This is a genomic window from Streptomyces sp. NPDC034099, from assembly GCF_055575415.1.
This window is the reverse complement of record NZ_JBVISR010000009.1, coordinates 15,061-39,041: the sequence shown is the minus strand read 5'-3', so window position 1 is coordinate 39,041 and position 23,981 is coordinate 15,061. Positions and strand designations below refer to the sequence as shown.

The 23,981-nt window shown below is 72.6% G+C and carries 24 protein-coding genes; 10 read left to right on the top strand and 14 right to left on the bottom strand.

All coding sequences use genetic code 11. The features are described 5' to 3' along the window. Positions 1–45: 45 nt before the first annotated feature. The 6 genes from ACZ56V_RS24745 to ACZ56V_RS24720 form a co-directional block, all read right to left on the bottom strand. Positions 46–837, bottom strand: a complete 792-nt coding sequence (locus ACZ56V_RS24745; protein ID WP_467383863.1) for an SURF1 family cytochrome oxidase biogenesis protein — start codon at positions 835–837, stop codon at positions 46–48. 68 nt (positions 838–905) lie between these two features. After that, positions 906–1,139, bottom strand: coding sequence for a hypothetical protein (locus tag ACZ56V_RS24740; RefSeq protein ID WP_052841811.1), 234 nt, complete (start codon positions 1,137–1,139; stop codon positions 906–908). 63 nt (positions 1,140–1,202) lie between these two features. Further along, a complete protein-coding gene (locus tag ACZ56V_RS24735) occupies positions 1,203–2,189 on the bottom strand; it encodes a DEDDh family exonuclease (protein ID WP_467383861.1) in 987 nt (328 codons plus the stop codon). A 115-nt stretch (positions 2,190–2,304) separates the two neighbouring features. After that, a complete protein-coding gene (locus tag ACZ56V_RS24730) occupies positions 2,305–3,312 on the bottom strand; it encodes a CopD family protein (protein ID WP_398912464.1) in 1,008 nt (335 codons plus the stop codon). A 50-nt stretch (positions 3,313–3,362) separates the two neighbouring features. After that, the gene (locus ACZ56V_RS24725; protein ID WP_467383860.1) at positions 3,363–3,926 is read right to left on the bottom strand and encodes a hypothetical protein; all 564 of its coding nucleotides are present in this window, start codon (positions 3,924–3,926) and stop codon (positions 3,363–3,365) included. An 81-nt stretch (positions 3,927–4,007) separates the two neighbouring features. Then, complete coding sequence (locus tag ACZ56V_RS24720) at positions 4,008–5,546, bottom strand: S8 family serine peptidase (protein ID WP_468945285.1); 1,539 nt, start codon at positions 5,544–5,546, stop codon at positions 4,008–4,010. Positions 5,547–5,898: 352 nt separating this feature from the next. On the opposite strand from ACZ56V_RS24720, the gene ACZ56V_RS24715 reads away from it, so the two are divergent. The 3 genes from ACZ56V_RS24715 (at position 5,899) to moaA (ending at position 9,044) form a co-directional block, all read left to right on the top strand. After that, positions 5,899–6,255, top strand: coding sequence for a DUF485 domain-containing protein (locus ACZ56V_RS24715; RefSeq protein WP_104635957.1), 357 nt, complete (start codon positions 5,899–5,901; stop codon positions 6,253–6,255). Then, the gene (locus ACZ56V_RS24710) at positions 6,252–7,886 is read left to right on the top strand and encodes a solute symporter family protein (protein ID WP_104635956.1); all 1,635 of its coding nucleotides are present in this window, start codon (positions 6,252–6,254) and stop codon (positions 7,884–7,886) included. The genes ACZ56V_RS24715 and ACZ56V_RS24710 overlap by 4 nt, the downstream gene beginning before the upstream one ends. Before the next feature lie 168 nt (positions 7,887–8,054). Further along, positions 8,055–9,044, top strand: coding sequence for a GTP 3',8-cyclase MoaA (moaA, locus tag ACZ56V_RS24705; protein ID WP_356368391.1), 990 nt, complete (start codon positions 8,055–8,057; stop codon positions 9,042–9,044). A gap of 24 nt (positions 9,045–9,068) precedes the next feature. On the opposite strand, the gene ACZ56V_RS24700 is transcribed toward moaA, so the two are convergent. Together ACZ56V_RS24700 and ACZ56V_RS24695 are read right to left on the bottom strand one after the other, a co-directional pair. Further along, entirely contained in the window at positions 9,069–9,299 is a 231-nt protein-coding gene (locus ACZ56V_RS24700) for a hypothetical protein (protein WP_468945280.1), read from the bottom strand. Between the two features lie 209 nt (positions 9,300–9,508). Continuing rightward, a complete protein-coding gene (locus ACZ56V_RS24695; RefSeq protein WP_398918738.1) occupies positions 9,509–9,907 on the bottom strand; it encodes a DUF3099 domain-containing protein in 399 nt (132 codons plus the stop codon). Between the two features lie 263 nt (positions 9,908–10,170). On the opposite strand from ACZ56V_RS24695, the gene ACZ56V_RS24690 reads away from it, so the two are divergent. Further along, on the top strand, positions 10,171–10,452 hold the full coding sequence (locus ACZ56V_RS24690) for a GlsB/YeaQ/YmgE family stress response membrane protein (protein WP_104635952.1): 282 nt from the start codon (positions 10,171–10,173) through the stop codon (positions 10,450–10,452). A gap of 87 nt (positions 10,453–10,539) precedes the next feature. On the opposite strand, the gene tyrS is transcribed toward ACZ56V_RS24690, so the two are convergent. The 3 genes from tyrS to ACZ56V_RS24675 all read right to left on the bottom strand — a co-directional run bounded on the left by tyrS (position 10,540) and on the right by ACZ56V_RS24675 (position 14,799). Next, on the bottom strand, positions 10,540–11,808 hold the full coding sequence (gene tyrS, locus ACZ56V_RS24685; RefSeq protein WP_398918740.1) for a tyrosine--tRNA ligase: 1,269 nt from the start codon (positions 11,806–11,808) through the stop codon (positions 10,540–10,542). A gap of 73 nt (positions 11,809–11,881) precedes the next feature. Next, entirely contained in the window at positions 11,882–13,279 is a 1,398-nt protein-coding gene (locus tag ACZ56V_RS24680) for a metallopeptidase TldD-related protein (protein WP_467383855.1), read from the bottom strand. Continuing rightward, positions 13,276–14,799, bottom strand: a complete 1,524-nt coding sequence (locus tag ACZ56V_RS24675) for a TldD/PmbA family protein (RefSeq protein WP_398918743.1) — start codon at positions 14,797–14,799, stop codon at positions 13,276–13,278. Before ACZ56V_RS24675 ends, ACZ56V_RS24680 begins: the two co-directional genes overlap by 4 nt. A gap of 275 nt (positions 14,800–15,074) precedes the next feature. Between ACZ56V_RS24675 and fabG the strand changes: the two genes are divergently transcribed. Together fabG and fabI are read left to right on the top strand one after the other, a co-directional pair. Continuing rightward, entirely contained in the window at positions 15,075–15,779 is a 705-nt protein-coding gene (fabG, locus tag ACZ56V_RS24670) for a 3-oxoacyl-[acyl-carrier-protein] reductase (protein ID WP_271415179.1), read from the top strand. Between the two features lie 5 nt (positions 15,780–15,784). Next, positions 15,785–16,552 (top strand): enoyl-ACP reductase FabI, encoded by a 768-nt coding sequence (gene fabI, locus ACZ56V_RS24665; protein ID WP_468945272.1) that lies wholly within the window; start codon positions 15,785–15,787, stop codon positions 16,550–16,552. Between the two features lie 88 nt (positions 16,553–16,640). Here fabI and ACZ56V_RS24660 read toward each other — a convergent pair whose 3' ends face one another. Then, the gene (locus ACZ56V_RS24660) at positions 16,641–17,333 is read right to left on the bottom strand and encodes a FadR/GntR family transcriptional regulator (RefSeq protein ID WP_356368410.1); all 693 of its coding nucleotides are present in this window, start codon (positions 17,331–17,333) and stop codon (positions 16,641–16,643) included. 58 nt (positions 17,334–17,391) lie between these two features. Here ACZ56V_RS24660 and ACZ56V_RS24655 point away from each other — a divergent pair, with 58 nt between their 5' ends. The 4 genes from ACZ56V_RS24655 to ACZ56V_RS24640 all read left to right on the top strand — a co-directional run bounded on the left by ACZ56V_RS24655 (position 17,392) and on the right by ACZ56V_RS24640 (position 19,891). Beyond that, complete coding sequence (locus ACZ56V_RS24655; RefSeq protein ID WP_468945268.1) at positions 17,392–18,747, top strand: CynX/NimT family MFS transporter; 1,356 nt, start codon at positions 17,392–17,394, stop codon at positions 18,745–18,747. Positions 18,748–18,781: 34 nt separating this feature from the next. After that, a complete protein-coding gene (locus tag ACZ56V_RS24650; protein WP_037922852.1) occupies positions 18,782–18,898 on the top strand; it encodes an SGM_5486 family transporter-associated protein in 117 nt (38 codons plus the stop codon). A gap of 186 nt (positions 18,899–19,084) precedes the next feature. Then, positions 19,085–19,291, top strand: a complete 207-nt coding sequence (locus tag ACZ56V_RS24645) for a hypothetical protein (RefSeq protein WP_104635945.1) — start codon at positions 19,085–19,087, stop codon at positions 19,289–19,291. 81 nt (positions 19,292–19,372) lie between these two features. After that, positions 19,373–19,891 carry a SixA phosphatase family protein gene (locus ACZ56V_RS24640; protein ID WP_468945264.1) on the top strand — a complete coding sequence of 173 codons (519 nt, stop codon included), beginning with the start codon at positions 19,373–19,375 and terminating at the stop codon, positions 19,889–19,891. A gap of 81 nt (positions 19,892–19,972) precedes the next feature. On the opposite strand, the gene serB is transcribed toward ACZ56V_RS24640, so the two are convergent. Both serB and ACZ56V_RS24630 read right to left on the bottom strand, forming a co-directional pair. After that, a complete protein-coding gene (gene serB / locus ACZ56V_RS24635; RefSeq protein ID WP_356368421.1) occupies positions 19,973–21,217 on the bottom strand; it encodes a phosphoserine phosphatase SerB in 1,245 nt (414 codons plus the stop codon). 669 nt (positions 21,218–21,886) lie between these two features. Next, a complete protein-coding gene (locus ACZ56V_RS24630) occupies positions 21,887–23,872 on the bottom strand; it encodes a streptophobe family protein (RefSeq protein WP_468945260.1) in 1,986 nt (661 codons plus the stop codon). Between the last annotated feature and the right edge of the window lie 109 nt (positions 23,873–23,981).

Genomic DNA, 23,981 nt, shown 5'->3' with positions numbered 1-23,981 from the left:
CGGAGGCGGAGCAATCGGGTCCGCCCGCACCCTCCCGTCGCGCGGCTAGACCGCCGCGGGTTCCGCCTCCGCCGGCCGCACGTCCTCGGCGCTCTCCCGGTCGCGCTTCTCGCGGCGGACCAGGAACCACCAGCCGACCGGTACGGCCGCGGCGAACAGCCACCACTGGATGGCGTACGCGAAGTTCAGCGCGGCGTTCTCGTTGCCGGGCCTGCCGATCGGCTCCGGGGTGCCGTTCTTCGGCTCCGGCGTCTTCAGGACCACGTAGCCGCCGAGCACCCGGGCGTCCAGGCGCTCGGCCTGCTGCTCGCTGTTGATGAGCATGATCTGCCGGTCCGGGAGGCCCTGGAGATCCTTGATGCCGCTCGCCTGGGTCGTCTCGTCGGGCATCAGCCGCCCGGTGAGGGTGAGCTCGCCCCGGGGCGGCGCGGGGACCTTCGGGAACGCGGTCTGGCTCGCGCCGTCCGCGGGGATCCAGCCCCGGTTGACCAGCAGGACCTTGCCGTCGTTCAGCACGAAGGGGGTCAGTACGTGGTAGCCGATGTTGTCGTCGGAGTCGGTGCGGCGGCGGACCACGACCTCGCGGTCCGTGTCGAAGCGGCCCTTCGCGGTGACGGTGCGGTACCGCTCACGTGTGGTGATCCGCTGGCCCGGCGCGGTCAGCGACTCCACGGGCACCGGCGAGGCTTCGAGCGCGTGCGCGACCAGGTCGTTCCGGGCGGTGCGCTCCTCGTAGCGGTGCATCTGCCAGAAGCCCAGCCGGATCATCGTGGGGATGAGCAGCACGGCGATCAGCGTGAGGATCACCCACTGGCGGGACAAGAGGAAGCGGTACACCCCACGACGGTACAACTCGGTCGTGGGGCGTCACGCGGCGGGTACGGGCTCACGCCCGGCGGCGGGGCTCAGACCTTGTCGACGATTCCCGCCCTCCCCTCCGCGCGGGCGCAGTGGGCGCCGCAGAACCAGTGGCCCTCGACCTCGACGCCCTGGCCGATGATCTGCACCCGGCAGTGCTCGCAGATGGGGGCCATCCGGTGGATCGCGCAGGAGAAGCAGTCGAAGACGTGCACCGCTCCCTGGGCGTGGACCTCGAAGGACATTCCGTAGTTGTTGCCGCAGACTTCACATGTCGCCATGCGCCACAGGGTGGGCCGTCGCCGTGAACGCGGGCCAGCGGGCGCCGGGCGAGTCGCCCGGAATCACCCGTCCGCAGGCTCGACGTCCCCGAGCAGCTGCCCGAACGCCGCCTCGTCCACCACCGGCGTGCCGAACTGCCGGGCCTTGACCACCTTGGAGGTGCCCGAGTCCGGGTCGTTGGTGACCAGCAGGCTGGTCAGCCGGGACAGGCTCGTCGCGACGTGCAGGCCCGCCTCGACGGCGCGGTCCTCCAGCAGGTCGCGCTCGACGGAGGTGTCACCCGAGAAGGCCACCCGCATGCCCTGCTTGAGCCGTTTGCCCGCTTCGTACCGGCCCGGGTTGGGGTGGGCGCACGCGGGTCTCCTGCGGGAGGGGCGCCAACTGTTCGGCCGGTAGCTCCCGTAGCCCGCCTGCTGCCCGATCCGGGGCGCGGGCCGGTCCGACCACTCGGTCAGCGGCCGGCACTCGTGCAGCGGCAGCCGCACGTCCCCGGCCGCCGCGGCGAGCAGGCTCGGCCGGAACGCCTCCGCCAGCACCCGCGCGTCGTCCAGCGCGTGGTGCGCCCGCTGCTGCACGACGCCGAAGTGCGCGGCCAGCGACTCCAGCTTGTGGTTGGGCAGCGGCAGGTCCAGCGCCTTGGACAGGGCGATGGTGCACAGGCGTTGACGCACCGGCGCCTCGCGCTCGGCGCGCGCGTACTCCCGGGCGATCATCTGCCAGTCGAAGACCGCGTTGTGCGCGACGAGGACCCGCCCGTCGAGCCGGGCCGCGAACTCCTCGGCGACGTCCGGGAAGAGCGGCGCGTCCCGGAGCACCTCGCTCGTCAGACCGTGTATCCACACCGGGCCGGGATCGCGCTGCGGATTGACCAGGGTGTACCAGTGGTCCTCGACCTCGCCGCGGGCGTCCAGCCGGTAGACGGCCGCCGAGATGATGCGGTCGTCGCGGGCCAGGCCGGTGGTCTCCACGTCGACGACCGCGTACCCCTGCGGATACGCGGCCGGCCACGCCGTGGCGGACGGCGCTGCGGTCGTGCGGTCTTCGAGCATGGTCAATGAGGATACGGGCCGGGACCGACACTCCGGTCCCGCAGGTGCCCCGTGCCGTCAAGTTCCGGGCGTCGGGGGAGCGTTGTGGAACTTCGCGGGCGCACTCGCCGCGCACTCACCACCGGATGGGCACCGGAAGGGCCGTCAGAAGCCCCGACACGGCCACCACCACGCCCAGGGCGACGACCTCCGCGCGCGCGGGGGAGCAGGCGGTCAGCGGGTCGGCCGCGCGGCTCAGCCGGATCCTGGCCCACAGCGCGAGGACGGCGACGGCGGCCACCAGGAGCACCTTGGCGAGCAGGACCCGCCCGTACGCGGTGTCCGTCAGCTGGTCCAGGATCGTGCCCGCCGGCATCCGCCGCAGCGAACTGCACACCCCGGTCGCCGTGAGGGCCGCCAGCAGAACGGCCGCCACGCGCGCGTAGAGCCCCAGCAGGGCCGGCCCCGCCTCCGCGCCCCGCCACCGCCGCAGCACCCGCAGCGCGTACAGCAGGCCGCCCGACCACAGGGCGGCGCAGGTCAGATGGACGAGGGTCAGACCGGAGCCGAGCAGCGGGCTGTACTCGGTCGTGGGGTGTGCGCGCAGCGCGTCCGCGACGGCCACCGCGGCCAGCGGCCACACCTGCAGCCCGGGTCGCCGCGAGGTCGCGCACAGCCAGGCGGCGAGGAATCCGTTGACCTCGAGGAGGGCGAGCTTGCCGTCGCGGGACTCGTAGAGACCGCCGACGTCGATGTCGGCGACGGAGCCCGGGACCAGATTGCCCGTGGCCACCACCGAGGCCAGCCCCAGCGCGGCGGCGAGACCGGCGGCGGCCGCGTACGGCGACCAGCTGCGGGGCCGGTCCGGGGGAGCGCCGGGCAGCGACCGGGCCAGGCGGTCCACGAGGAGTTCGCCGAGCGAAACGCTCAGCGCGGCGAAGAGCACCGTGCGCAGCAGGGCGATGCCGCCGGTGCCGGGCGCCTCGGCCTCGCCGGTGCCGTGCAGGGCGGGAGCCGGGCCGAGCACCGGTATCAGCGCGCCGAGCGCCACCAGCACGAGTACGGCCGCCGTCCGTCCGGTGCCGGAGGGCCCCGAGTGGCGTCCGCTGCCGGTGGTCCGGGACGGGGGTCGTATCGAGGTCACCCCAGGATCTTCACCAGGTCGTCAGATCCGGGCAAGTTCCGATGTCGCCTTCACGAGCCCCGCGCCGCGTCGGCCGCGGACGCGTCCTGCGGGTGGGAAGCGGCCGACCACCACAGCCGCACCTCCTTGCGCACGTCCGTGGGCCGCAGCTCCCACCCCTGGGCGAGGGCGACTTCGGCGACGTACCGTCCGCCCACGCCGCGGTAGACGCGCCGGGGTATCTCGCACTCCACGGGCGGCCGCGCCTTCTTCGGCTCGCGCGGGGCGGAGGCCTGCCTGGTCCAGTTGCCCACCACCTTGTCGACCCGTGCCCGGTAGTAATCGGTGTCCCCCTCGTGCCGCAGCTCGGGCCACGTCACGCACCAGGAACCGAGCCGGGCGATGCCGCCGAGGGTGTCGTCCATGAACCGCATGTAGCCGCGTTCGAATCCCTCACTGACCGCCGCGATCGCGTCAGCGAACAGACCCACCACGAAGAGGACCGCGGCCACCGCCAGCCAGAACGCGCACAGCAGCGGGAAGAACAGCAGGGTCGCGACGAACTTCAGGGCCAGCGACCAGCGGGGGCGCACCGGTTCGGGCGCCCAGGCGGCGGGGTCTTCGTAGGTCTCCATGACGCAGATACTGCCGCACGACGGGGGCGGCGGACCGGGTGAGAACCGGACCGCCGCCCCCGCGTCACGCGCGCGTACCGACTACCAGGTCACCGCGTCCAGGGCGTCGGCCATGCCCCAGCCGTAGAAGCCGTTGCGGTTCTTCGGGCCCTCGCACACCGCGTCGACCTTGCCGTCGCCGTCGATGTCGTAGGGATCGGTGCACGCCGTGGCGTCGGCCTCGGCGTACAGCAGGGCCTTGACCGTGGCCGCGGAGGCGTGCGGGTGCGTCGACTTGATGAGGGCGGCGACGCCCGCGACGTGCGGCGAGGCCATCGACGTACCGGCCATGTAGCCCCACTTGCCGCCGGGCAACGTGCCCAGGATCAGACCGCTGGTGGCGGGCGGCTCCGGCGTCTGGTAGGCCGTCGAGTCGCCGCCGGGCGCGGCGATGTCGATGATGCCCCGGCCGTAGTTGGAGAAGGACGACTTGTGGCCCTTGGCGCCGGTCGCCGCGACGGTCACGACGCCGGGCAGCTGGGTCGGGATGTCCAGGCACTTCGACGGGTCGACCGTGCGGTCACCGGGCGTGGTGTCGTTCGGCGAGGACGGGTCGGTGATCTCGTCGGAGGCGAGGTCGTAGTTCTCGTTGCCGGCCGCGGCGACGTTGACCGCGCCCTTCTTCTCCGCGTACCGCGAGGCCCGCGAGACGGCCTCGACGAGCGCCTTCTGGTCCGGGTCGTCCTTGCAGTTGAAGTACCAAGGGTCGGTGTAGTAGCTGTTGTTGGTCACGTCGACGCCGTGCTCGGCCGCCCACATGAAGCCGCAGACCACGGCCTCGGTGTAGAAGAAGCCGTCGGGGTTGGAGACCTTGATGCCGGCGACCTTCACCCCGGGCGCCACACCGGTCATGCCGACGCCGTTCTTGGCGGCGGCTATCTCCCCGGCCACGTGGGTGCCGTGCGGGCTCTCCGCCGCGCTCGGCCGCCAGGCGCCGTCGGCGGTGTCCGGCTTGCCCGCGACACAGTTGACGGAGGCCTGCCTGTCGAAGTTCGGGGCGATGTCCGGGTGGGTGTCGTCGACGCCGGTGTCGATGACGGCGACGGTCACCTTCTTGCTGCCCAGCGACTTCTCGTGCGCCTTGTCCGCCTTGATGGCGGGCAGGTCCCACTGCAGCGACTCCAGCGGGTCCTGGTCCCCGGCGGCCTCGGCGGCGGCCTTCGCGGCGGCCAGGTCCTTGCCGCCGAGCACCTGCGGAGCGCCCGTGTCGGTGGTGGCGGCCGAGGGCAGTGGCGCGGTGCGGGTGGCGCCGGCCGACTGCACGCCGCGCACCTTGCGGACGGTCTTGGCGAAGTCGGGGTTGGCGGAGTGGACGACGATCACGCCGATCCGGTCGTACGACGTGACGATCGTGCCGCCCGCCTTGGCTATCGCCCGTCGCAGGGTGGCCGAAGGACGGTGTCCGGCGGCGACGTTGACGACGTAGCTGAGCGAGGTCGCGTCCGCCGCCGTCGAGGGGGCGGCCTCCGCCGCGGGGGCCGCGGCGGCCGGGGTGCCCGGCAGGAACGCCAGCGAGGCGGCCACGGCCAGCCCGGCCGGGATCGCGAGGGCGCGGCGGTGACGCGGGTGGGGTGCGGTCATGCGTGGTGTCTCCAGTCCGTCGGGAAAGCTCGGGAAACGAGCCCGCGTCTGGAGCGCGGGTCGCGCGGGAAGCGCAGATGATCCATGGGGTCTCCATAGCATCCGGCAAACGGCACCAGCCCGGACACGGATGACGGCCCGGGCAGGTACATGACGTAGTGGTGCAGGGTGAAGTTATCCCCCGAAGTCGCTGGCCAGCAATGACCCGCCGAGGGTGACTTCGGAAAGTGCCACGGGTGTTGAACCGGTCCCCGCGGCGCGCCGTGTCGTTGGACAGGGAGCCCGAGCATCACCTGCCCCCTGCGAGAACACCGAGGTCCAAGCCGTCATGTCTGTCGTACGAGGAGACTCCGTGGCCACCGACGCACCACCCCCCGCGAAAGGGGAACGCCCGCTTCCGTCCGCCGAGGAGTTCTCCGAAGTGCAGCAGAGCGCTGAGTTCGTCGAACTGCGCCGCTCCTTCCGCTCCTTCGCGTTCCCGCTGACGATCGCCTTCGTGGCCTGGTACCTGCTCTACGTGCTGCTGTCGAACTACGCCGGCGGCTTCATGGGCACCAAGCTCTTCGGCAACATCAATGTCGCGTTCGTCTTCGGCATCGCCCAGTTCGTCACCACCTTCCTCATCGCCTGGTGGTACTCGCGGCACGCCGCCGCGAAGCTCGACCCCAAGGCCGAGGCCATCAAGTCCCGGATGGAGGGCGGCGCATGAGCCCCGCACAGTCCGTATTCGCCGCCGAGCTGGCCGCCAACGAGGCCAGCGAGCACCGGCCGCTGATCATCACGCTCTTCGCCGTCTTCGTCGTCGCGACGCTCGGCATCACCGTGTGGGCGGGCCGCCAGACCAAGGACGCCGCCGACTTCTACGCGGGCGGCCGGTCGTTCAGCGCCTTCCAGAACGGCCTCGCGGTCTCCGGCGACTACATGTCGGCCGCGTCCTTCCTCGGCATCGCCGGCGCCATCGCCCTCTTCGGCTACGACGGCTTCCTGTACTCCATCGGCTTCCTGGTCGCCTGGCTGGTGGCCCTGCTCCTGGTCGCCGAGCCGCTCCGGAACTCCGGCCGCTACACGATGGGCGACGTCCTCGCCTACCGCATGCGCCAGCGGCCCGTGCGCACCGCCGCCGGCACCTCCACGATCGTCGTCTCGATCTTCTACCTGCTGGCCCAGATGGCGGGCGCGGGCGTCCTCGTCTCGCTGCTGCTCGGCATCACCTCCGACGCGGGCAAGATCCTGATCGTCGCCCTCGTCGGCGTCCTGATGATCGTCTACGTCACCATCGGCGGCATGAAGGGCACCACCTGGGTCCAGATGGTCAAGGCCGTGCTGCTGATCGGCGGCACCATCCTGATCACCTTCCTGGTGCTGCTGAAGTTCGACTTCAACATCTCCGACCTGCTCGGCAAGGCGGCGGAGAACAGCGGCGCGGGCTCCGCCTTCCTGGAGCCCGGCCTCCAGTACGGCGCGAACGGCACCACCAAGCTGGACTTCATCTCCCTGGGCATCGCCCTGGTGCTCGGCACCGCCGGTCTGCCGCACATCCTGATCCGCTTCTACACGGTGCCCAACGCCAAGGCCGCCCGTAAGTCCGTGAACTGGGCGATCGGCATCATCGGCGCCTTCTACCTGATGACCATCGCCCTCGGCTTCGGCGCCGCCGCGCTCATCGGCAAGGACGAGATCATCGCGTCCAACCCGTCCGGCAACACGGCCGCGCCGCTGCTCGCGCTGCACGTGGGCGGCGTCGACTCGGCCTGGGGGGCGATCCTGCTCGCCACGATCTCGGCGGTGGCCTTCGCGACCATCCTCGCCGTCGTCGCGGGCCTCACCCTCGCCTCGTCCTCGTCCTTCGCGCACGACATCTACGCCAACGTCATCCGCAAGGGCCAGGCCACCGAGAAGGAGGAGATGCGGGCGGCCCGCTGGGCGACCGTCTTCATTGGCATCGTCTCCATCGCGCTCGGCGCCCTCGCCCGCGACCTGAACGTGGCCGGGCTGGTCGCCCTGGCCTTCGCGGTCGCCGCCTCCGCCAACCTGCCGACGATCCTCTACAGCCTGTTCTGGAAGCGGTTCACCACCCAGGGCGCCCTGTGGTCGATCTACGGAGGCCTGATCGTCGCCGTCGGCCTGGTGCTGTTCTCACCCGTCGTCTCCGGCGACCCGAAGGCGATGTTCCCGGACGTGGACTTCGCCTGGTTCCCGCTGAAGAACCCGGGCATCATCTCGATCCCGTTCGGCTTCCTGATGGGCTGGCTCGGCACGGTCCTGTCCAAGGAGGAGCCCGACAAGGCGAAGTACGCGGAGCTGGAGGTCCGGTCCCTGACCGGCACCGGAGCGCACTGACGCCCCCGCCCGACCGGTACCGGCGCGGCCGCTCGTAGATCCCTACGACGCGGCCGCGTCCCGCGTCGATGGGATCGGGCGGCTGTCGATGTCGGACCCGTCACGTAGGCTCGACGGTGTCGGAGGAGAGAAGTGCTCCGCCGATCCGCGTCGAGGGAGGGGGCCCACGTGCTCATCGACACCTACGGCCGAGTGGCCACCGACCTGAGGGTCTCGCTCACCGACCGCTGCAACCTGCGCTGCACCTACTGCATGCCCGAAGAGGGCCTCCAGTGGCTCGCCAAGCCCGATCTGCTCACCGACGACGAGATCGTCCGCCTCATCGGCATCGCGGTCACCTCCCTCGGTGTCGAGGAGGTCCGCTTCACCGGCGGGGAGCCGCTGCTGCGCCCCGGCCTGGTCGGCATCGTCGAGCGCGTCGCCGCCCTCGACCCGCGCCCGCAGATGTCCCTCACCACCAACGGCATCGGCCTCAGGCGCACGGCGACGGCCCTGAAGGCGGCGGGCCTGGACCGGGTCAACGTCTCGCTGGACACCCTGCGCCCGGACGTCTTCAAGACCCTCACCCGCCGGGACCGCCACAAGGACGTCCTGGAAGGCCTCCAGGCCGCCCGCGAGGCCGGGCTGACCCCCGTCAAGGTCAACACCGTGCTGATGCCGGGGCTGAACGACGACGAGGCCCCCGACCTGCTCGCCTGGGCCGTCGAGCACGACTACGAGCTGCGTTTCATCGAGCAGATGCCGCTGGACGCCCAGCACGGCTGGAAGCGCGAGGGCATGGTCACCGCCGGTGACATCCTGGCCTCCCTGCGCACCCGCTTCGAGCTGACCGCCGAGGGCTCCGGGGAGCGGGGCTCGGCCCCGGCCGAACGCTGGCTGGTGGACGGCGGCCCGCACCGCGTGGGCGTCATCGCCTCCGTCACCCGCCCGTTCTGCTCGGCCTGCGACCGCACCCGCCTGACCGCGGACGGCCAGGTGCGCACCTGCCTGTTCGCCACCGAGGAGACCGACCTGCGCGCGGCCCTGCGCTCCGACGCCCCCGACGAGGAGATCGCCCGCATCTGGCGCCTGGCCATGTGGGGCAAGAAGGCGGGCGCGGGCCTCGACGACCCGGCCTTCGTCCAGCCCGACCGCCCGATGTCGGCGATCGGGGGTTAGGGACCGGGGGACCGGTGGGAGGACCTAGGGCCTGTCGGACCCCTCCGGGGTTTCCCACTCGGTGAGCGGGACCACGTCCTTCAGGAAGCCCCGCACCCCCAGGAACTGGGACAGGTGCTCGCGGTGCTCGTCGCACGCGATCCACGTCTTGCGGCGTTCCGGGGTGTGGAGCTTCGGGTTGTTCCACGCCAGCACCCACACGGCGGGGGTGCGGCAGCCCTTGGCGGAGCAGATCGGGGTGGTTTCGTCACTCACGGTTTCGTCTCACAGGTCCGCACACAAGGCGACGCCGAGCAGCCACGGGGGGAGCTGCCCGGCGTCGGTCTGTCGCTCCGACGGGGGATGCGGAGCGCGTAGGAAGTATGTCACGGCCCACCCATCGCCCGGGACCGGAACAGCACGATTCATCTGAGCATTTCTTCGGCCTGGCGCGGAATCGACGCCGCCGCAAAGGGGGGCGCCGGTCACGGCCGGCCGCGCGCCTCACCGCCCGCACCGGGCGCCGGATCGGCGGCGGCGCCCTCCGGGACGGATTCCGCCGCACCGTCCCCGTCCCGCGGCGGCATGATCATCGGCGGGGTCGGTACCGTCACGAACGTCGACGGCAAGGATGGCGCGTTCTCACGCCCGGCGTTGGCGATCACCACCGCGATGTACGGCAGGACCGCCCCGAGGACCAGGGCCACGATCGCGACGTGCCGTTCCACGTTCCACAGGCAGACCGCGAGGATCACCGACGCCGTACGGATCGACATCGAGATGATGTACCGCCGCTGCCGCCCGCGCACGTCCTCCTGGAGGCCCGTCCGGGCCCCGGTGATCCGGAACACCTCGGCGCTGCCGCCGGCACTCTGCTTCCGCATCTGGTTCCACCATCCGCCCGCATCGGACTCTCCCCGCCCCGCTCTCGTCCGCGGCCGCTCGGGGACTCCGGTCCCGGACAACTCTCCACGTTACGCCGCGCCCGCGCCGCTCACGAGACCGGGGCACCCCCGATCCGGCCGCACCGCGTGCGCCGCCCGGCGTAGGCGCCGGTACCCCGTTCGGCCGTACGCGGCATGCGCCGTACGCGGTACGCCCGAACACTGGTGGCAATGCTCGCGTAGAGCCGGACGAGGAGGCAGCCATGGGCTGGTTGTGGGCGATCATCGTGGGATTCGTGCTCGGCTTGATCGCCAAGGCGATCATTCCCGGCAAGCAGCACATGCCGCTGTGGCTGACCACCATCTGCGGCATGATCGGCGCGATCATCGGCAACGCGATCGCTCGTGCGGCCGGCGTCGCGGCGACCTCCGGCATCGACTGGTGGCGGCACCTGTTCCAGCTGGTGGCGGCGATCATCGTCGTCGGCCTCGGCGACGCGGCCTACACGGCGGTACGCGGCAACAGGCGGCGCGAACGGGCCTGACCGTCCCCGGGACCACCCGGGCAGGGCGAAGGGGCGGACTCCGACAGCCGTACGGCGCCGGAGCACGCCCCTCGCGCGTGCGCCCGCTCAGGCGCCGGTGATCTCCACCGCGGCCAGGTTCTTCTTGCCGCGGCGCAGCACCAGCCAGCGCCCGTGCAGCAGGTCCTCCTTGGCGGGGACGGCGTCCTCGCCGGTGACCTTGGCGTTGTTCACGTAGGCGCCGCCCTCCTTCACCGTGCGGCGCGCGGCGGACTTGCTGGCCACCAGACCCACCTCGGCGAACAGGTCGACGACCGGGGCCGGCTCGGCGACCCGGACGTGCGGCAGCTCGGAGAGGGCGGCGGCCAGGGTCCGCTCGTCCAGTTCCGCCAGCTCGCCCTGGCCGAAGAGGGCCTTGGACGCGGCGATCACGGCGGCCGTCTGGTCGGCGCCGTGCACCAGCGTCGTCAGCTCCTCGGCCAGCGCGCGCTGCGCGGCCCGCGCCTGCGGCCGCTCCTCGGTCTGCCGCTCCAGCTCCTCCAGCTCCGCACGGGAGCGGAAGGACAGAATCCGCATGTACGTCGAGATGTCCCGGTCGTCCACGTTCAGCCAGAACTGGTAGAACGCGTACGGCGTCGTCATCTCCGGGTCGAGCCAGACGGCGCCGCCCTCGGTCTTGCCGAACTTGGTGCCGTCCGCCTTGGTCATCAGCGGGGTCGCGTAGGCGTGCACGGACGCGTCCGGCTCCAGCCGGTGCAGCAGGTCGAGGCCGGCCGTGAGGTTGCCCCACTGGTCGCTGCCGCCCTGCTGCATCGTGCAGCCGTACCTCCGGTAGAGCTGGAGGAAGTCCATCGCCTGGAGCAGCTGGTAGCTGAACTCCGTGTAGCTGATGCCCTCGGAGGATTCCAGGCGCCGGGCGACGGAGTCCTTGGTCAGCATCTTGTTGACCCGGAAGTGCTTGCCGATGTCCCGGAGGAACTCGATCGCCGACAGGCCCTCGGTCCAGTCGAGGTTGTTGACCATCACCGCGGCGTTCTCGCCCTCGAAGGACAGGAACGGCTCGATCTGGCCGCGCAGCCGCTGGACCCAGCCCGCGACGGTCTCCGGCGAGTTCAGCGTGCGCTCCGCGGTCGGGCGCGGGTCGCCGATCTGGCCGGTGGCCCCGCCGACCAGCGCCAGCGGACGGTGCCCGGCCTGCTGGAGCCGGCGCACGGTGAGCACCTGCACCAGGTGCCCCACGTGCAGGGACGGCGCGGTCGGGTCGAAACCGCAATAGAACGTGACGGGACCGTCCGCGAGAGCCTTGCGCAAAGCGTCCTCGTCGGTGGACTGGGCGAACAGCCCGCGCCACTTCAGCTCGTCGACGATGTCCGTCACGGTTCTCGTGTCTCCTACGTGCTCATGCGTACGTGATGATCTTCGGGCAGTCGGGTGACGGCCGACTACGAGGTTATACGCCCTGACTGACAGAGCTCATATTGAAATCGGGGACCCGCAGCGCGGGCATCGCGGCCCTGGTGAACCAGTCGCCCCACTCCCTGGGCAGCGTCTTCTCCGTGCGCCCGGCCTCCGCGGCCCGCCCCAGCAGGCCCACCGGCGACTCGTTGAACCGGAAGTTGTTCACCTCGCCGACCACCTCGCCGTGCTCGACGAGATAGACGCCGTCCCGGGTCAGCCCGGTCAGCAGCAGCGTCGCGGGGTCGACCTCGCGGATGTACCAGAGGCAGGTCAGCAGCAGCCCGCGCTCCGTGCTCGCGACCATGTCGTCCAGGGACCGGCCGGGGTCGCCGCCGTCCAGGATCAGGTTCCCGATCGCCGGTGCCACCGGCAGCCCGGCCAGGCCCGCGCCGTGCCGGGTGGTCGTCAGCCGGTGCAGCTCACCCGCGCGGATCCAGTCGGTCGCCGTCACCGGCAGCCCGTTGTCGAACACCGACTGGTCGCCGCCCGAGGAGTGCGCGACCACGAACGGCGCGCTCTCCAGACCGGGCTCGTGCGGATCACTGCGCAGCGTCAGCGGCAGCGCACCGAGCCGCTCGCCGACCCGGGTGCCGCCGCCCGGCTTGGAGAACACCGTGCGCCCCTCGACCGCGTCCCGTCCCGAGGCCGACCAGTACTGGTAGATCAGCAGGTCGGCGACCGCGGTGGGCGGCAGCAGCGTCTCGTACCGCCCCGCGGGCAGCTCCACCCGCCGCTCCGCCCAGCCGAGCCGTACGGCCAGCTCGGCGTCGAGGGCGGCCGGGTCGACGTCCTTGAAGTCCCGGGTGGCGTGCCCCGCCCACGCCGACCGGGTCCGGTCCGGCGACTTGGCGTTCAGCTCCAGCGTCCCGTTCGGCTGGTCGTGCCGCAGCCTGAGCCCCGTGGACGTTCCCACGTACGTCGAGGTCATCTCGTGGTTCGCGAACCCGTACAGCTCCCGGCCGCCCGCCCGCGCGCGTGCGAACGCCTCCCCGAGCGCCGGCGCGAAGTCGGCGAACACCGCCGACGAGGTCTCGGCGGGCGCGTCGGTGAAGTCCGGCGACGCCGGCCCGCCCGTGACCAGCGGCTGCGCGTCCTCGGCCGGACCCGCGCCCCGCGCGGCGGCTTCGGCGGCGCGCACCAGGGGCTCCAGTTCGTCCGCGGTCACGGCCGAGCGCGACACCACCCCGGACGCCGTGCCCTGCTGCCCGTCGACGGTGGCGACGACGGTGAGCGTGCGCCCGCGCGTGACGCCGTTGGTGGTGAGTGCGTTGCCCGCCCAGCGCAGGTTGGCGGTGGACTCCTCGTCGGCGATGACGACGCACCCGTCCGCCCGGGACAGCTCCAGCGCCCGCTCGACGATCTCGTGCGGCTTGTTGGTCCCGACGCTCATCGACCCGCCTCCTGGGTGGTGTTGAGGATGTTGACTCCCTTGAAGAGGGCGGACGGGCAGCCGTGCGAGACGGCCGCGACCTGGCCCGGCTGGGCCTTGCCGCAGTTGAAGGCGCCGCCCAGGACGTACGTCTGCGGACCGCCGACGGCCGCCATGGACCCCCAGAAGTCGGTGGTCGTCGCCTGGTACGCCACGTCCCGCAGCTGACCGGCGAGCCGCCCGTTCTCGATCCGGAAGAAGCGCTGACCGGTGAACTGGAAGTTGTAGCGCTGCATGTCGATGGACCAGGACCGGTCACCGACGACGTAGATCCCGCGGTCGACACCCCCGATCAGGTCCTCGGTCGACAGCCCGCCCGGATCCGGCCGCAGCGACACGTTGGCCATCCGCTGCACCGGCACGTGCGCGGGGGAGTCGGCGTAGGCGCACCCGTTGGACCGCTCGAAGCCGGTGAGCCGCGCGATCCGCCGGTCGAGCTGGTACCCGACCAGCGTGCCGTCCTTCACCAGGTCCCAGGACTGGCCCTCGACGCCCTCGTCGTCGTACCCGACGGTCGCCAGGCCGTGCTCGGCGGTGCGGTCGCCGGTCACGTTCATCAGCTCGGAGCCGTAGCGCAACGTGCCGAGCTGGTCGAAGGTGGCGAAGGAGGTGCCGGCGTAGGCGGCCTCGTAGCCGAGGGCGCGGTCCAGCTCGGTGGCGTGACCAATGGACTCGTGGATGGTCAGCCACAGGTTCGACGGGTCGACGACCAGGTCGTACAGCCCCGCCTCGACGCTCGGCGCCCGCATCTTCTCGGCGAGCAGCTCCGGGATCTCGGCCAGCTCCGCGTCCCAGTTCCAGCCGGTCCCGGTCAGGTACTCCCAGCCCCGCCCGGCCGGCGGCGCCAGCGTGCGCATGGAGTCGAACTCGCCGCTGGAGTCGTCCACCGACACGGCGGTGAGTACCGGGTGCAGCCGCACCCGCTGCTGCGTGGTCACGGTCCCGGCGGTGTCGGCGTAGAACTTGTTCTCGTGCACGGTGAGCAGCGAGGCGTCCACGTGGTCGACCCCGTCGGCCGCCAGCAGCCGCGCGCTCCAGTCGGCCAGCAGCGCCGACTTCTCCGCGTCGGGCACGGTGAAGGGGTCGATGTCGTACGCCGAGACCCAGGTCCGGTCGGCGTGCACGGGCTCACCGGCCAGCTCCACCCGCTCGTCCGACCCGGCCGCCTTGATCACCTGCGCCGACAGCTTCGCCATCGCGACCGCCTGCGAGGCGACCTTGGCGGCCGCGTCCAGGGTGAGGTCCACGCCGGACGCGAAACCCCACGTACCGCCGTGCACCACCCGCACCGCGTACCCGAGGTCGGTGGTGTCCGAGGACCCGGCGGGGCGGGCGTCCCGGAGGCGCCAGGAGGCGTTGCGCACCCGCTCCAGACGGAAGTCGGCGTGCTCCGCACCGAGGGCACGCGCACGGGCGAGAGCGGCGTCGGCGAGGGCGCGTAGGGGGAGTGCCGTGAAGGCTTGGTCGATGCTGTGAGGCACCTGCGTCTCTTTCTGTCGGCGTGACCGGTCGTCTGCCGCGACACCGGGGGCTGCGCCGCATCATGTCGCGTCGGGGGTCCGGCGACCACACCTTTCCCGCCGCGCCGGGGAACGGTTCTGTAGGGACCCGACAGAGAGCCCCGTAAGCCACTGTGGGTGCCCGAGTCTCTGCGCGGGGCCCGGGACCGATAGATTTTCGAGGAAGCCGCCTGCCGTAGCCGCCCGCCGTACGGGTGACCGGGCGGGTGGACGACCGCTAGGGAAAGGGTGATCCGTTGAGCCGCTCGGTTCTCGTCACCGGAGGAAACCGGGGCATCGGCCTCGCCATCGCCCGCGCCTTCGCCGACGCCGGCGACAACGTCGCGATCACGTACCGCTCGGGTGAGCCCCCGGAGGGCTTCCTGGCCGTCAAGTGCGACATCACCGACACGGAGCAGGTGGAGCAGGCCTACAAGGAGATCGAGGAGACCCACGGTCCCGTCGAGGTCCTGATCGCCAACGCCGGCGTGACCAAGGACCAGCTCCTGATGCGCATGTCCGAGGAGGACTTCACCTCCGTCGTCGAGACCAACCTCACCGGCACCTTCCGCGTGGTCAAGCGCGCCAACCGCGCCATGCTGCGCGCCAAGAAGGGCCGCGTCGTCCTCATCTCGTCGGTGGTCGGGCTGCTCGGCTCCGCGGGGCAGGCGAACTACGCGGCCTCCAAGGCCGGCCTGGTCGGCTTCGCGCGTTCCCTCGCCCGGGAGCTGGGGTCGCGCAACATCACCTTCAACGTCGTCGCGCCCGGCTTCGTCGACACCGACATGACCAAGGTGCTCACCGACGAGCAGCGGGCCAACATCGTGTCGCAGGTGCCGCTGGGGCGGTACGCGCGGCCGGAGGAGATCGCCGCGACGGTGCGGTTCCTCGCCTCGGACGACGCCTCGTACATCACTGGAGCCGTCATCCCCGTTGACGGCGGACTGGGAATGGGTCACTGAACACCATGAGCGGAATTCTCGAGGGCAAGCGCGTCCTGATCACCGGAGTGCTGACGGAGTCCTCCATCGCCTTCCACGCCGCGAAGCTGGCCCAGGAGCAGGGCGCCGAGGTCATCCTCACCGCGTTCCCGCGCCCCACCCTGACCGAGCGCATCGCCAAGAAGCTGCCGAAGCCCGCCAAGGTCATCGAGCTGGACGTCACCAACGAGGAGCACCTCGCCCGGCTCGCCGACGTGGTCGACGAGGAGCTGGGCGGTCTCGACGGCGTCGTGCACTCCATCGGCTTCGCCCCGCAGGACGCCCTCGGCGGCAACTTCCTCAACGCGCCGTTCGAGTCGGTCGCCACCGCCATGCACGTCTCGGCGTTCTCCCTGAAGTCGCTGACCATGGCCTGCCTGCCGCTGATGCAGAACGGCGGTTCGATCGTCGGCCTCACCTTCGACGCGCAGTTCGCCTGGCCGCAGTACGACTGGATGGGCCCGGCCAAGGCCGCGCTGGAGGCCACCAGCCGCTACATGGCCCGTGACCTGGCCAAGCAGAACATCCGCTGCAATCTGATCTCGGCGGGCCCGATCGGTTCCATGGCCGCCAAGTCCATCCCGGGCTTCAGCGAGCTGGCCTCCGTGTGGGACACCCGCTCCCCGCTGGAGTGGGACCTGAAGGACCCGGAGCCGGCCGGCCGCGGCATCGTCGCGCTGCTGAGCGACTGGTTCCCGAAGACCACGGGCGAGATCGTCCACGTCGACGGCGGGCTGCACGCCATCGGCGCCTGACCGCACCCCTCGCCGAGGGCCCGCGTCCCGTACGGGGTGCGGGCCCTCGTGCTGTGCCGGAGCGGCTCGGCGCCGCGGCCGGTCCGGGTCAGCCGCCCGAGGACGGACCGAACAGCCCCGGCCGGCACACGAACGGATAGGCGGCGGCCTCCTCCGCGGCCGTCGCCGCGTCGCGCGCGCGGATCGCGTCCACCAGCCGGCCGTGGTCCATGTGCGTCGCCGGGGACATGCCCTCGCCCACGTCGCCCCGCAGCCAGTCCCGCAGCACCTCGCTCAGGTCCGCGTACATCGCGGTCATCACGTCGTTGTGCGAGGCGGCCACGACCGCCAGGTGGAACGTGGCGTCGGCTGCCACGAAGGCCTCCGCCTCACCCGACTCCCAGGCCTCCTCCCGCCGCAGCAGCAGGGCGTCGATCTGCTTGAGGTCCTTCTCCGTGCGCCGTTCGGCGGCCAGGCGCGCGGCGGCCGACTCCAGCGTGGAACGGAGCTCGGCGATGTGCTGGGGGGCGGCGTCGGCGAAGCGGCGCTGCATCACGCCGGCCAGTTCGCTGGTCGCCACGACGTACGTGCCCGAGCCCTGGCGGATGTCCAGCAGACCGTTGTGGGCCAGCGCGCGGACCGCCTCACGGATCGTGTTCCGGGCGACGCCGAGCTGCTCGACCAGTTCGGGCTCGGTGGGGATGCGGGAGCCGACCGGCCACTCGCCCGAGGCGATCTGCTGCCGCAGCGCGGCGATGACCTGCTCGGAGAGTGCCGAACGGCGGGGATGGCTCAGCGGCATGGCTCACCTTCCCACACGAGTGGACGAGTGAGTGGACAAGCAATCATCCCATGATTCTATGATGGGTCTCATGGCTAGTGACGAAACCCGGACGGAGACACGTACGGAGGCCCCTACGGAGGCACGCGCCCAGGCGCGTGCCGGGAGCGGTGTGCCCGAGGTGCCCGGCGAAGGGCCCGCCACGCGCGCGTGGACGACGTGGACGACCCGGCTGCTCGTCCTCGGCATCGTCCTGGCCGCGGTGAACCTGCGCCCCGCCATCACGAGCCTGGGCGCGCTCCTGGAGGAGGTCCGCGACGGGCTCGGCATGAGCGGCAGCATCGCCGGACTGCTCACCTCCGTGCCGCCGCTCTGCTTCGCCGTCTTCGGGGTCACCGCTCCCCGGCTGGCCCGCCGCTTCGGGCCCGGCGCGGTGGTCTGCGCCGGCATGGCCGCCATCACCGCGGGCCTGCTGATACGCCCGTACATCGGCGGCACGGGCGGCTTCCTGGCCGCCACCGCCCTGGCACTGATGGGCATCGCGGTCAGCAACGTCCTGATGCCGGTCATCGTCAAGCGGTACTTCCCCGACCGCGTCGGTTCCATGACCGGCCTGTACTCGATGGCCCTCGCCTTCGGCACCTCCGTCGCCGCCGCGGCGACCGTGCCGGTGACGAACGCGCTGGGCGGTCACTGGCAGCCCGGCCTCGCGGTCTGGGCCGTGCTGCCCGCGCTGGCCGTCCTGCCCTGGATCCCGTTCGTACGGAACCGGACGACGTCCACCTCCACGGCGCCGTCCACGCCGTCGCCGGGACGGGAGGGCGAGCAGCCCGCGGAACTGCCCCCGCTGCGGATCACCCGCAGCCGCACGGCCTGGGCGCTCGCCGTCTTCTTCGGCCTCCAGGCCACCGCCGCCTACATCACGATGGGCTGGATGGCGCAGATCTTCCGGGACTCCGGAGTGTCCGCAGGCACCGCCGGGCTGCTGCTCGCCGTCATCATGGTGATGGGCGTGCCGCTCGCCTTCGTCATCCCGCGCGTGGCGACCCGCCTGCCCCACCAGGGCCCGATCGTGCTGGTCCTCGGCCTGTGCGGGCTCGCCGGATACGCCGGCCTGTACTTCGCCCCGGTCGGCGGCGCCTGGGCCTGGGCCCTGCTGCTCGGCGTCTCCAACTGCGCCTTCCCGCTGGCGCTGACCATGGTCGGGATGCGGGCCAGGACGGGAGCGGGCGTCGCCCAGCTGTCCGCCTTCGCACAGAGCACCGGCTACCTGATCTCCATCCCGGGTCCCCTCCTGGTGGGCGTGCTCTACCAGCACAGCGGCGGCTGGGGGCTGCCGATCGCCCTGATGAGCGCGCTGATGGTGCCGCAGATCGTGGTGGGCGTCCTGGCCGGGCGCGACCGCACGGTGGAGGACGAGGCGGCGGCCCGCTGACCCGGGCCCGCGCGGGGGATGCGAGACTTGCCGTATGCCAGTCCTCGACCCGAACCCCCAGCACGGCCAGAAGAAGATGCTGATCGTCTTCGGCGCCTTCCTCGCGATCTTCGTGATCATCGGCGTCATCGCGACGATCGCCTCGCCGTGACGACCCCGCCCCCGGCGGCCGGACGGTGGGGTTAACCCCCCGTCCCCTAGGGGGTCAGGGTCAGGGTCAAGTGGGTGGACCTCCGGATGGGTTGGGCCCCGTGGATTCCGTACCTTCGAGATGTGCCCGCGACAGGCGGGCCGCGGAGCACGGACCAGGGACGCCCGAAGACCAGCGGAGGCACTCATGTCGGCCCCTACCTACACCCGGCCTCCCCAGGCGACCCGGGGCGGCGTCGACAGCCGGCTGCCCTGGTGGGCCCTCGCCCTGCCCGTGCTCGCCTTCGTCGCGCTGCTCCTGCTGATACTCGAGCCCGCCGACGCCCACGCGGCCGCGGAGCAGCCCGCGATGGCCCACCTCCTGGAGCGGCTGGAGCAGCTGACCGCGCGCTGAGCCCCGACTGCCCGCTCCCGTGTCGAGCCCGCGTGTCAACTCCCAGAGCCCCATGGCCTGTTTCATGCGAAGCTGGATGACATGAGCGTCGCAGAACTCCGCAGGATTGTTCTCTTCCGGCATGCGAAAGCCGACTGGCCACAGGTGACCGACCACGAGCGACCGCTCGCCGACCGGGGCCGCATGGACGCCGCGGAGGCCGGGCGTCGGCTGGCGGACACCGGCGTGCCCTTCGACCAGGCCCTGTGCTCGACCTCGGTCCGCACCCGCGAGACCTGGAAACTCGCCGTCCAGGAGTTCCCGCACCGGCCGAAAACCGTCTACGAGGAGCGGATCTACGATGCCTCGCCCGGCGAGCTGATCGCCGTGCTCAACGAGACCCCCGACGACCTGCGGAACGTGCTGGTGATCGGCCACAACCCGGGCATGGAGGCGCTGACCGAGATCCTGGCCGGCTCGGCCGAGGACGAGGTCCGCGCGCGGATCGACCGCCGGGGCTTCCCGACCGCCGCCTTCGCCGTCCTGACCTTCACGGGCTCCTGGAAGGACGTGGAGCCCGGCCGGGCCGCCCTGGTCGACTACTGGGCGCCGACCGACTGACCCGCCCCCACGTGACAGGGCCCGGCACCCGCGCGGTCCGGGCCCTCGCCGTGCCGGGCGTCCGTCCGTACTTCCGCCGGGTCAGGGCCGCTCTGCGGGCAGCCCCAGGCTCTCGCCGAGGCCCTCGTCCAGCGTGTCCGCGGCCTCGACCTCCTCGCGGGTGATGCCCAGCAGATAGAGCACCGTGTCCAGGAAGGGGACGTTCACCGCGGTGTGCGCCGCCTCGCGCACCACCGGCTTGGCGTTGAAGGCGACCCCGAGCCCGGCCGCGTTCAGCATGTCCAGGTCGTTGGCGCCGTCACCGATCGCCACGGTCTGCGACAGCGGTACGCCCGCCTCGGCGGCGAACCGGCGCAGCAGCCGCGCCTTGCCCGCCCGGTCCACGATCTCCCCGGTGACCCGGCCGGTCAGCCTGCCGTCGACGATCTCCAGCGTGTTGGCCTGGGCGAAGTCCAGCCCCAGCTGCTCCTGCAAGGCGTCGGTGACCTGGGTGAAGCCGCCGGAGACGACGCCCACCTGGTAGCCGAGCCGCTTCAGCGTGCGGATCAGGGTGCGGGCGCCCGGCGTCAGCCGCACCTCGGCGCGCACCTTGTCCACCACCGAGGCGTCAAGACCCGCCAGCAGGGCCACGCGCGCGTGCAGCGACTGCTCGAAGTCCAGCTCCCCGCGCATCGCGGCCGCCGTCACCTCGGCGACCTCGTCCTCGCAGCCGGCGTGCGCGGCGAACAGCTCGATGACCTCGTCCTGGATCAGTGTGGAGTCCACGTCCATCACCACCAGGCGCTGCGCCCGCCGGTGCAGCCCCGCCGCGACGACCGCGATGTCCACGCCGAGCGCCGCGGCCTCGGTGGCCAGGGCCGTGCGCAGCGGTTCGGTCGCCACGCCGGACACCGCGAACTCGACGGCGGTCACCGGGTACTTGGCCAGCCGGAAGATACGGTCGATGTTGCTCCCGGACTCGGTGATCCGGGCCGCTATGGCGGCGGTGGCCTCCGCGGTCAGCGGGTGCCCCAGCACCGTCACCAGGGAGCGGCCGAGACCGCGCGGCCGGTTGTCGCCGATACCGGAGATGATCTCCGCCTGCAGCTTCAGCGACTCCGCCCAGCTGTGGACGGTCGCCCGCAGATCGCCCTCCAGACCACGGGGCGGCTCGGTCACGAGCGCGCACAGCACGATCCGGCCACGGGTGACGACCTGCTCGATGTCGACGACATCGACGGAGTAGGCGGCGAGAGTGTCGAAGAGGCCGGCCGTGATGCCGGGCCGGTCCTTGCCGAAGATCTTGACGAGAAGAGTGGGAACGTCAGAGGTCTGCGAAGCGCTCATGGTGTTCCCACCGTATCCGGCACGCGGTGCCGCCCGCCCCCGAGGTCCGACTGGCGGACAGGACTCGCGGGGAGGGGCGAGAGCAGTCCCGGCGTGGCCGGGGCCCGGCTCCGGTGGGCGGGTGACCGGGGCGCGTGGACGCGCGGAGACCGCCGAGCGAGCCGGGTCCTCCGTCCCGGCGGCCCGCACCACCGGAGACGGTCCTCCGCCCCTACCGCGGTGCCCGCGCGGCACTGCGGGGCGGCCCCGGGCACGAGGGCAGTCCCGGCGTGGCCGGGGCCGGCCACGGTGGGCGGTGGCCGGGGCGCGTGGACGCGCGGAGACCGCCGAGCGAGCCGGGTCCTCCGGCCCGGCGGCCCGCATTACCGGAGACGGCCCTCCGCCCCTACCGCGGTGCCCGCGCGGCACTGCGGGGCGGCCCCGGACACGAGAGCAGTCCCGGCATGGCCGGGGCCGGCCACGGTGGGCGGTGGCCGGGGCGCGTGGACGCGCGGAGACCGCCGAGCGAGCAGGGTCCTCCGTCCCGGCGGCCCGCACCACCGGAGATCCCACGGCCCGCACCACCGGAGATCCCACGGCCCCACCGCGGTGCCCGCGCGGCAACTGCGGGGCCGCCCCGGGCGCGGTGGCGGGTAGACCTGCGCCGCCGGGGACCGGAGGGCTGGGCCCTCACTGCCCGTCCCGGGGGCGCCGGGGCGGTGCGGGGGGTGGGGGCGGAGGCGGCGGAGGGCCCTCGCCCCAGGGGCGGGACGGTGGCCGTTCGCCCGGGCGCGGTGGTCGTCGCGGGGTTCCAGGGGGCGGTCCCAGGGGCCCGGCCACCGTGGGGGCGCCGTACACGTCGTCGTCGGACCGAGGGTCCGCCCCGCCGTCTTCCCGGCCTGCCCCCTCGGCGTACCGCCCGGGGCCACCGCCCCGACGGCCCACGCCGCTCCCTCCCTGTGCCTGCCCGTGCCCCGTGCCTGCGGGCGGCTGCGAGCCCGACGGCGTAGGCCCGGGCTCCCGTGGGGGCGCCTCGTCGCGTGCCGGCGGAGCCGTCCCCGCCGGGCGGGCGTCCTCGGGTTCTCCCGAGGGTCCCCTCGGTCCCGGCGCTGTGCCGGTCCCGGACCCCGCTCCCTCCCGCACCCGCAGGTAGGGATTGGTGCCCGGATCGGGCGGCCGGTGCGGTGTGCCCGGCCGGTACGGTTCCGAGCCCGCCCACGCCGGACCGCCCGCGCCCGCGTTCGCGCCCCCACCCTCCGTCACCGACCCGGCACCGCGTGCCAAGCCCGTCGCCCGGGTCCCCGCCGCCCCGCTCACCCGCGCCAGCAGCGCCCCGGCGGCTCCCGCCCCCGCGCCCCAGGCGGCGCCCAGCAGCAGGGCCGCGCCGAGACGGCCGCGCAGGTCGATGCCCGCGCCGAAGGCGTCGATGCCGAGCACCGACAGGGAGGCGTCCACGGACACCTCGGTGAGGCGGGCCAGCAGCGGCAGGGTCACCGCGGTGGCGACGCCCAGCCGCAGCGCACAGCGCAGGGAGAAGACGAGTGGACGCGTGTCGTCGGGCCCCACCGGCGTCCGTACCGCCGTCAGCACCCCGGCCAGCAGCATCATCAGCGCCGCGGCCACCCCCAGCAGCCACACCCGTCCGTCCAGCTCCGCCAGCCGCCCCAGTGTGACCGGCCGCTCGGTGCCGGAGCCGAGCAGGTCGTCGAGAGGAGCCGGGAGGACCCCGGCCAGCGCACCGGTGGCCCGCCCGTCCCACGGCACGAACAGGCCGATCGCGAGGCCGGGCCAGACCCCGTTCGGCGCGCCCAGCAGCGCGGCCCCCGCGATCCGCCGGGGGTGGTCGTCGCCGATCGCCGCCCAGGCTGCAGCCGCGAGCCCGGCCGCCACCGCCGTCAGGGCCACCGTGACCAGGGCGGACACCGCCGGCCGCACCACCCGGTGCACGGCCTCCCACCCGCGCGGCAGCGGAGTGCGGCGCGAGGCCAGCAACGCGATCAGCAGCACCGCCGCGGACCAGACGAGACCGCCCAGTACCGTCGGCGCGGTGTCGACGGTGAACCCGACGGCGGCCCGGGCGTCCACGAGGTCACCGATCCGGTCGGGCAGCAGTCCGCCGATGTCGCCCACGTCACCGAGCCCGGGAATGTCCAGCCCACCGCCTCCGCCTTCCCCGCCGCCGGGCAGGTCGTCGAGCCCGAGCGAGGCGCCGTCGATCGTGACGACGTCGTGCCCCGCCCAGGCCAGTCCGTCCGTCATCGCGACGAACAGCGCCACCACCGCGCCCACGCGCGCGAGGAGTTCGGCGGGAGTGACGACGGCTCCGGCCGCCCGCAGGGACCGCAGGAAGAAGAAGGCCAGGAACAGCGCCCCGGCCAGGCCCACCCCCAGTGGCGTGATCTCGACGGCCGTGTGCGCCTGGGCCCCTTTCAGACCGAACGAGGAGACATCACCGGCCGGTGTGACCGCACCGCCCGCCCCGAGCGCCACGACCGCCGCGGTCATCGGCCCGAGCGAACCCGCCGCGTCCGCGTCCAGCAGATGCAGACCGAGCGCCGCCGTGCCCGCCATGCCGATCAACGCCCAGCTCACGGAGGCGATCGCGGACAGCAGCACGTCGCCCCACGGCACACGGGTGCCGTCCCCCTCGGTTCCGGCGCTCGTGGACGCGTTCATGGCAGACCCCCCGATCCGCTGCGCGGTCAGGTTGCCGCGCATGTCCCCCTCGCGTGGAATACCACTCTCCGGGCAGGTTTCAACCCCGTCAACGGGTACGGCCGATGGG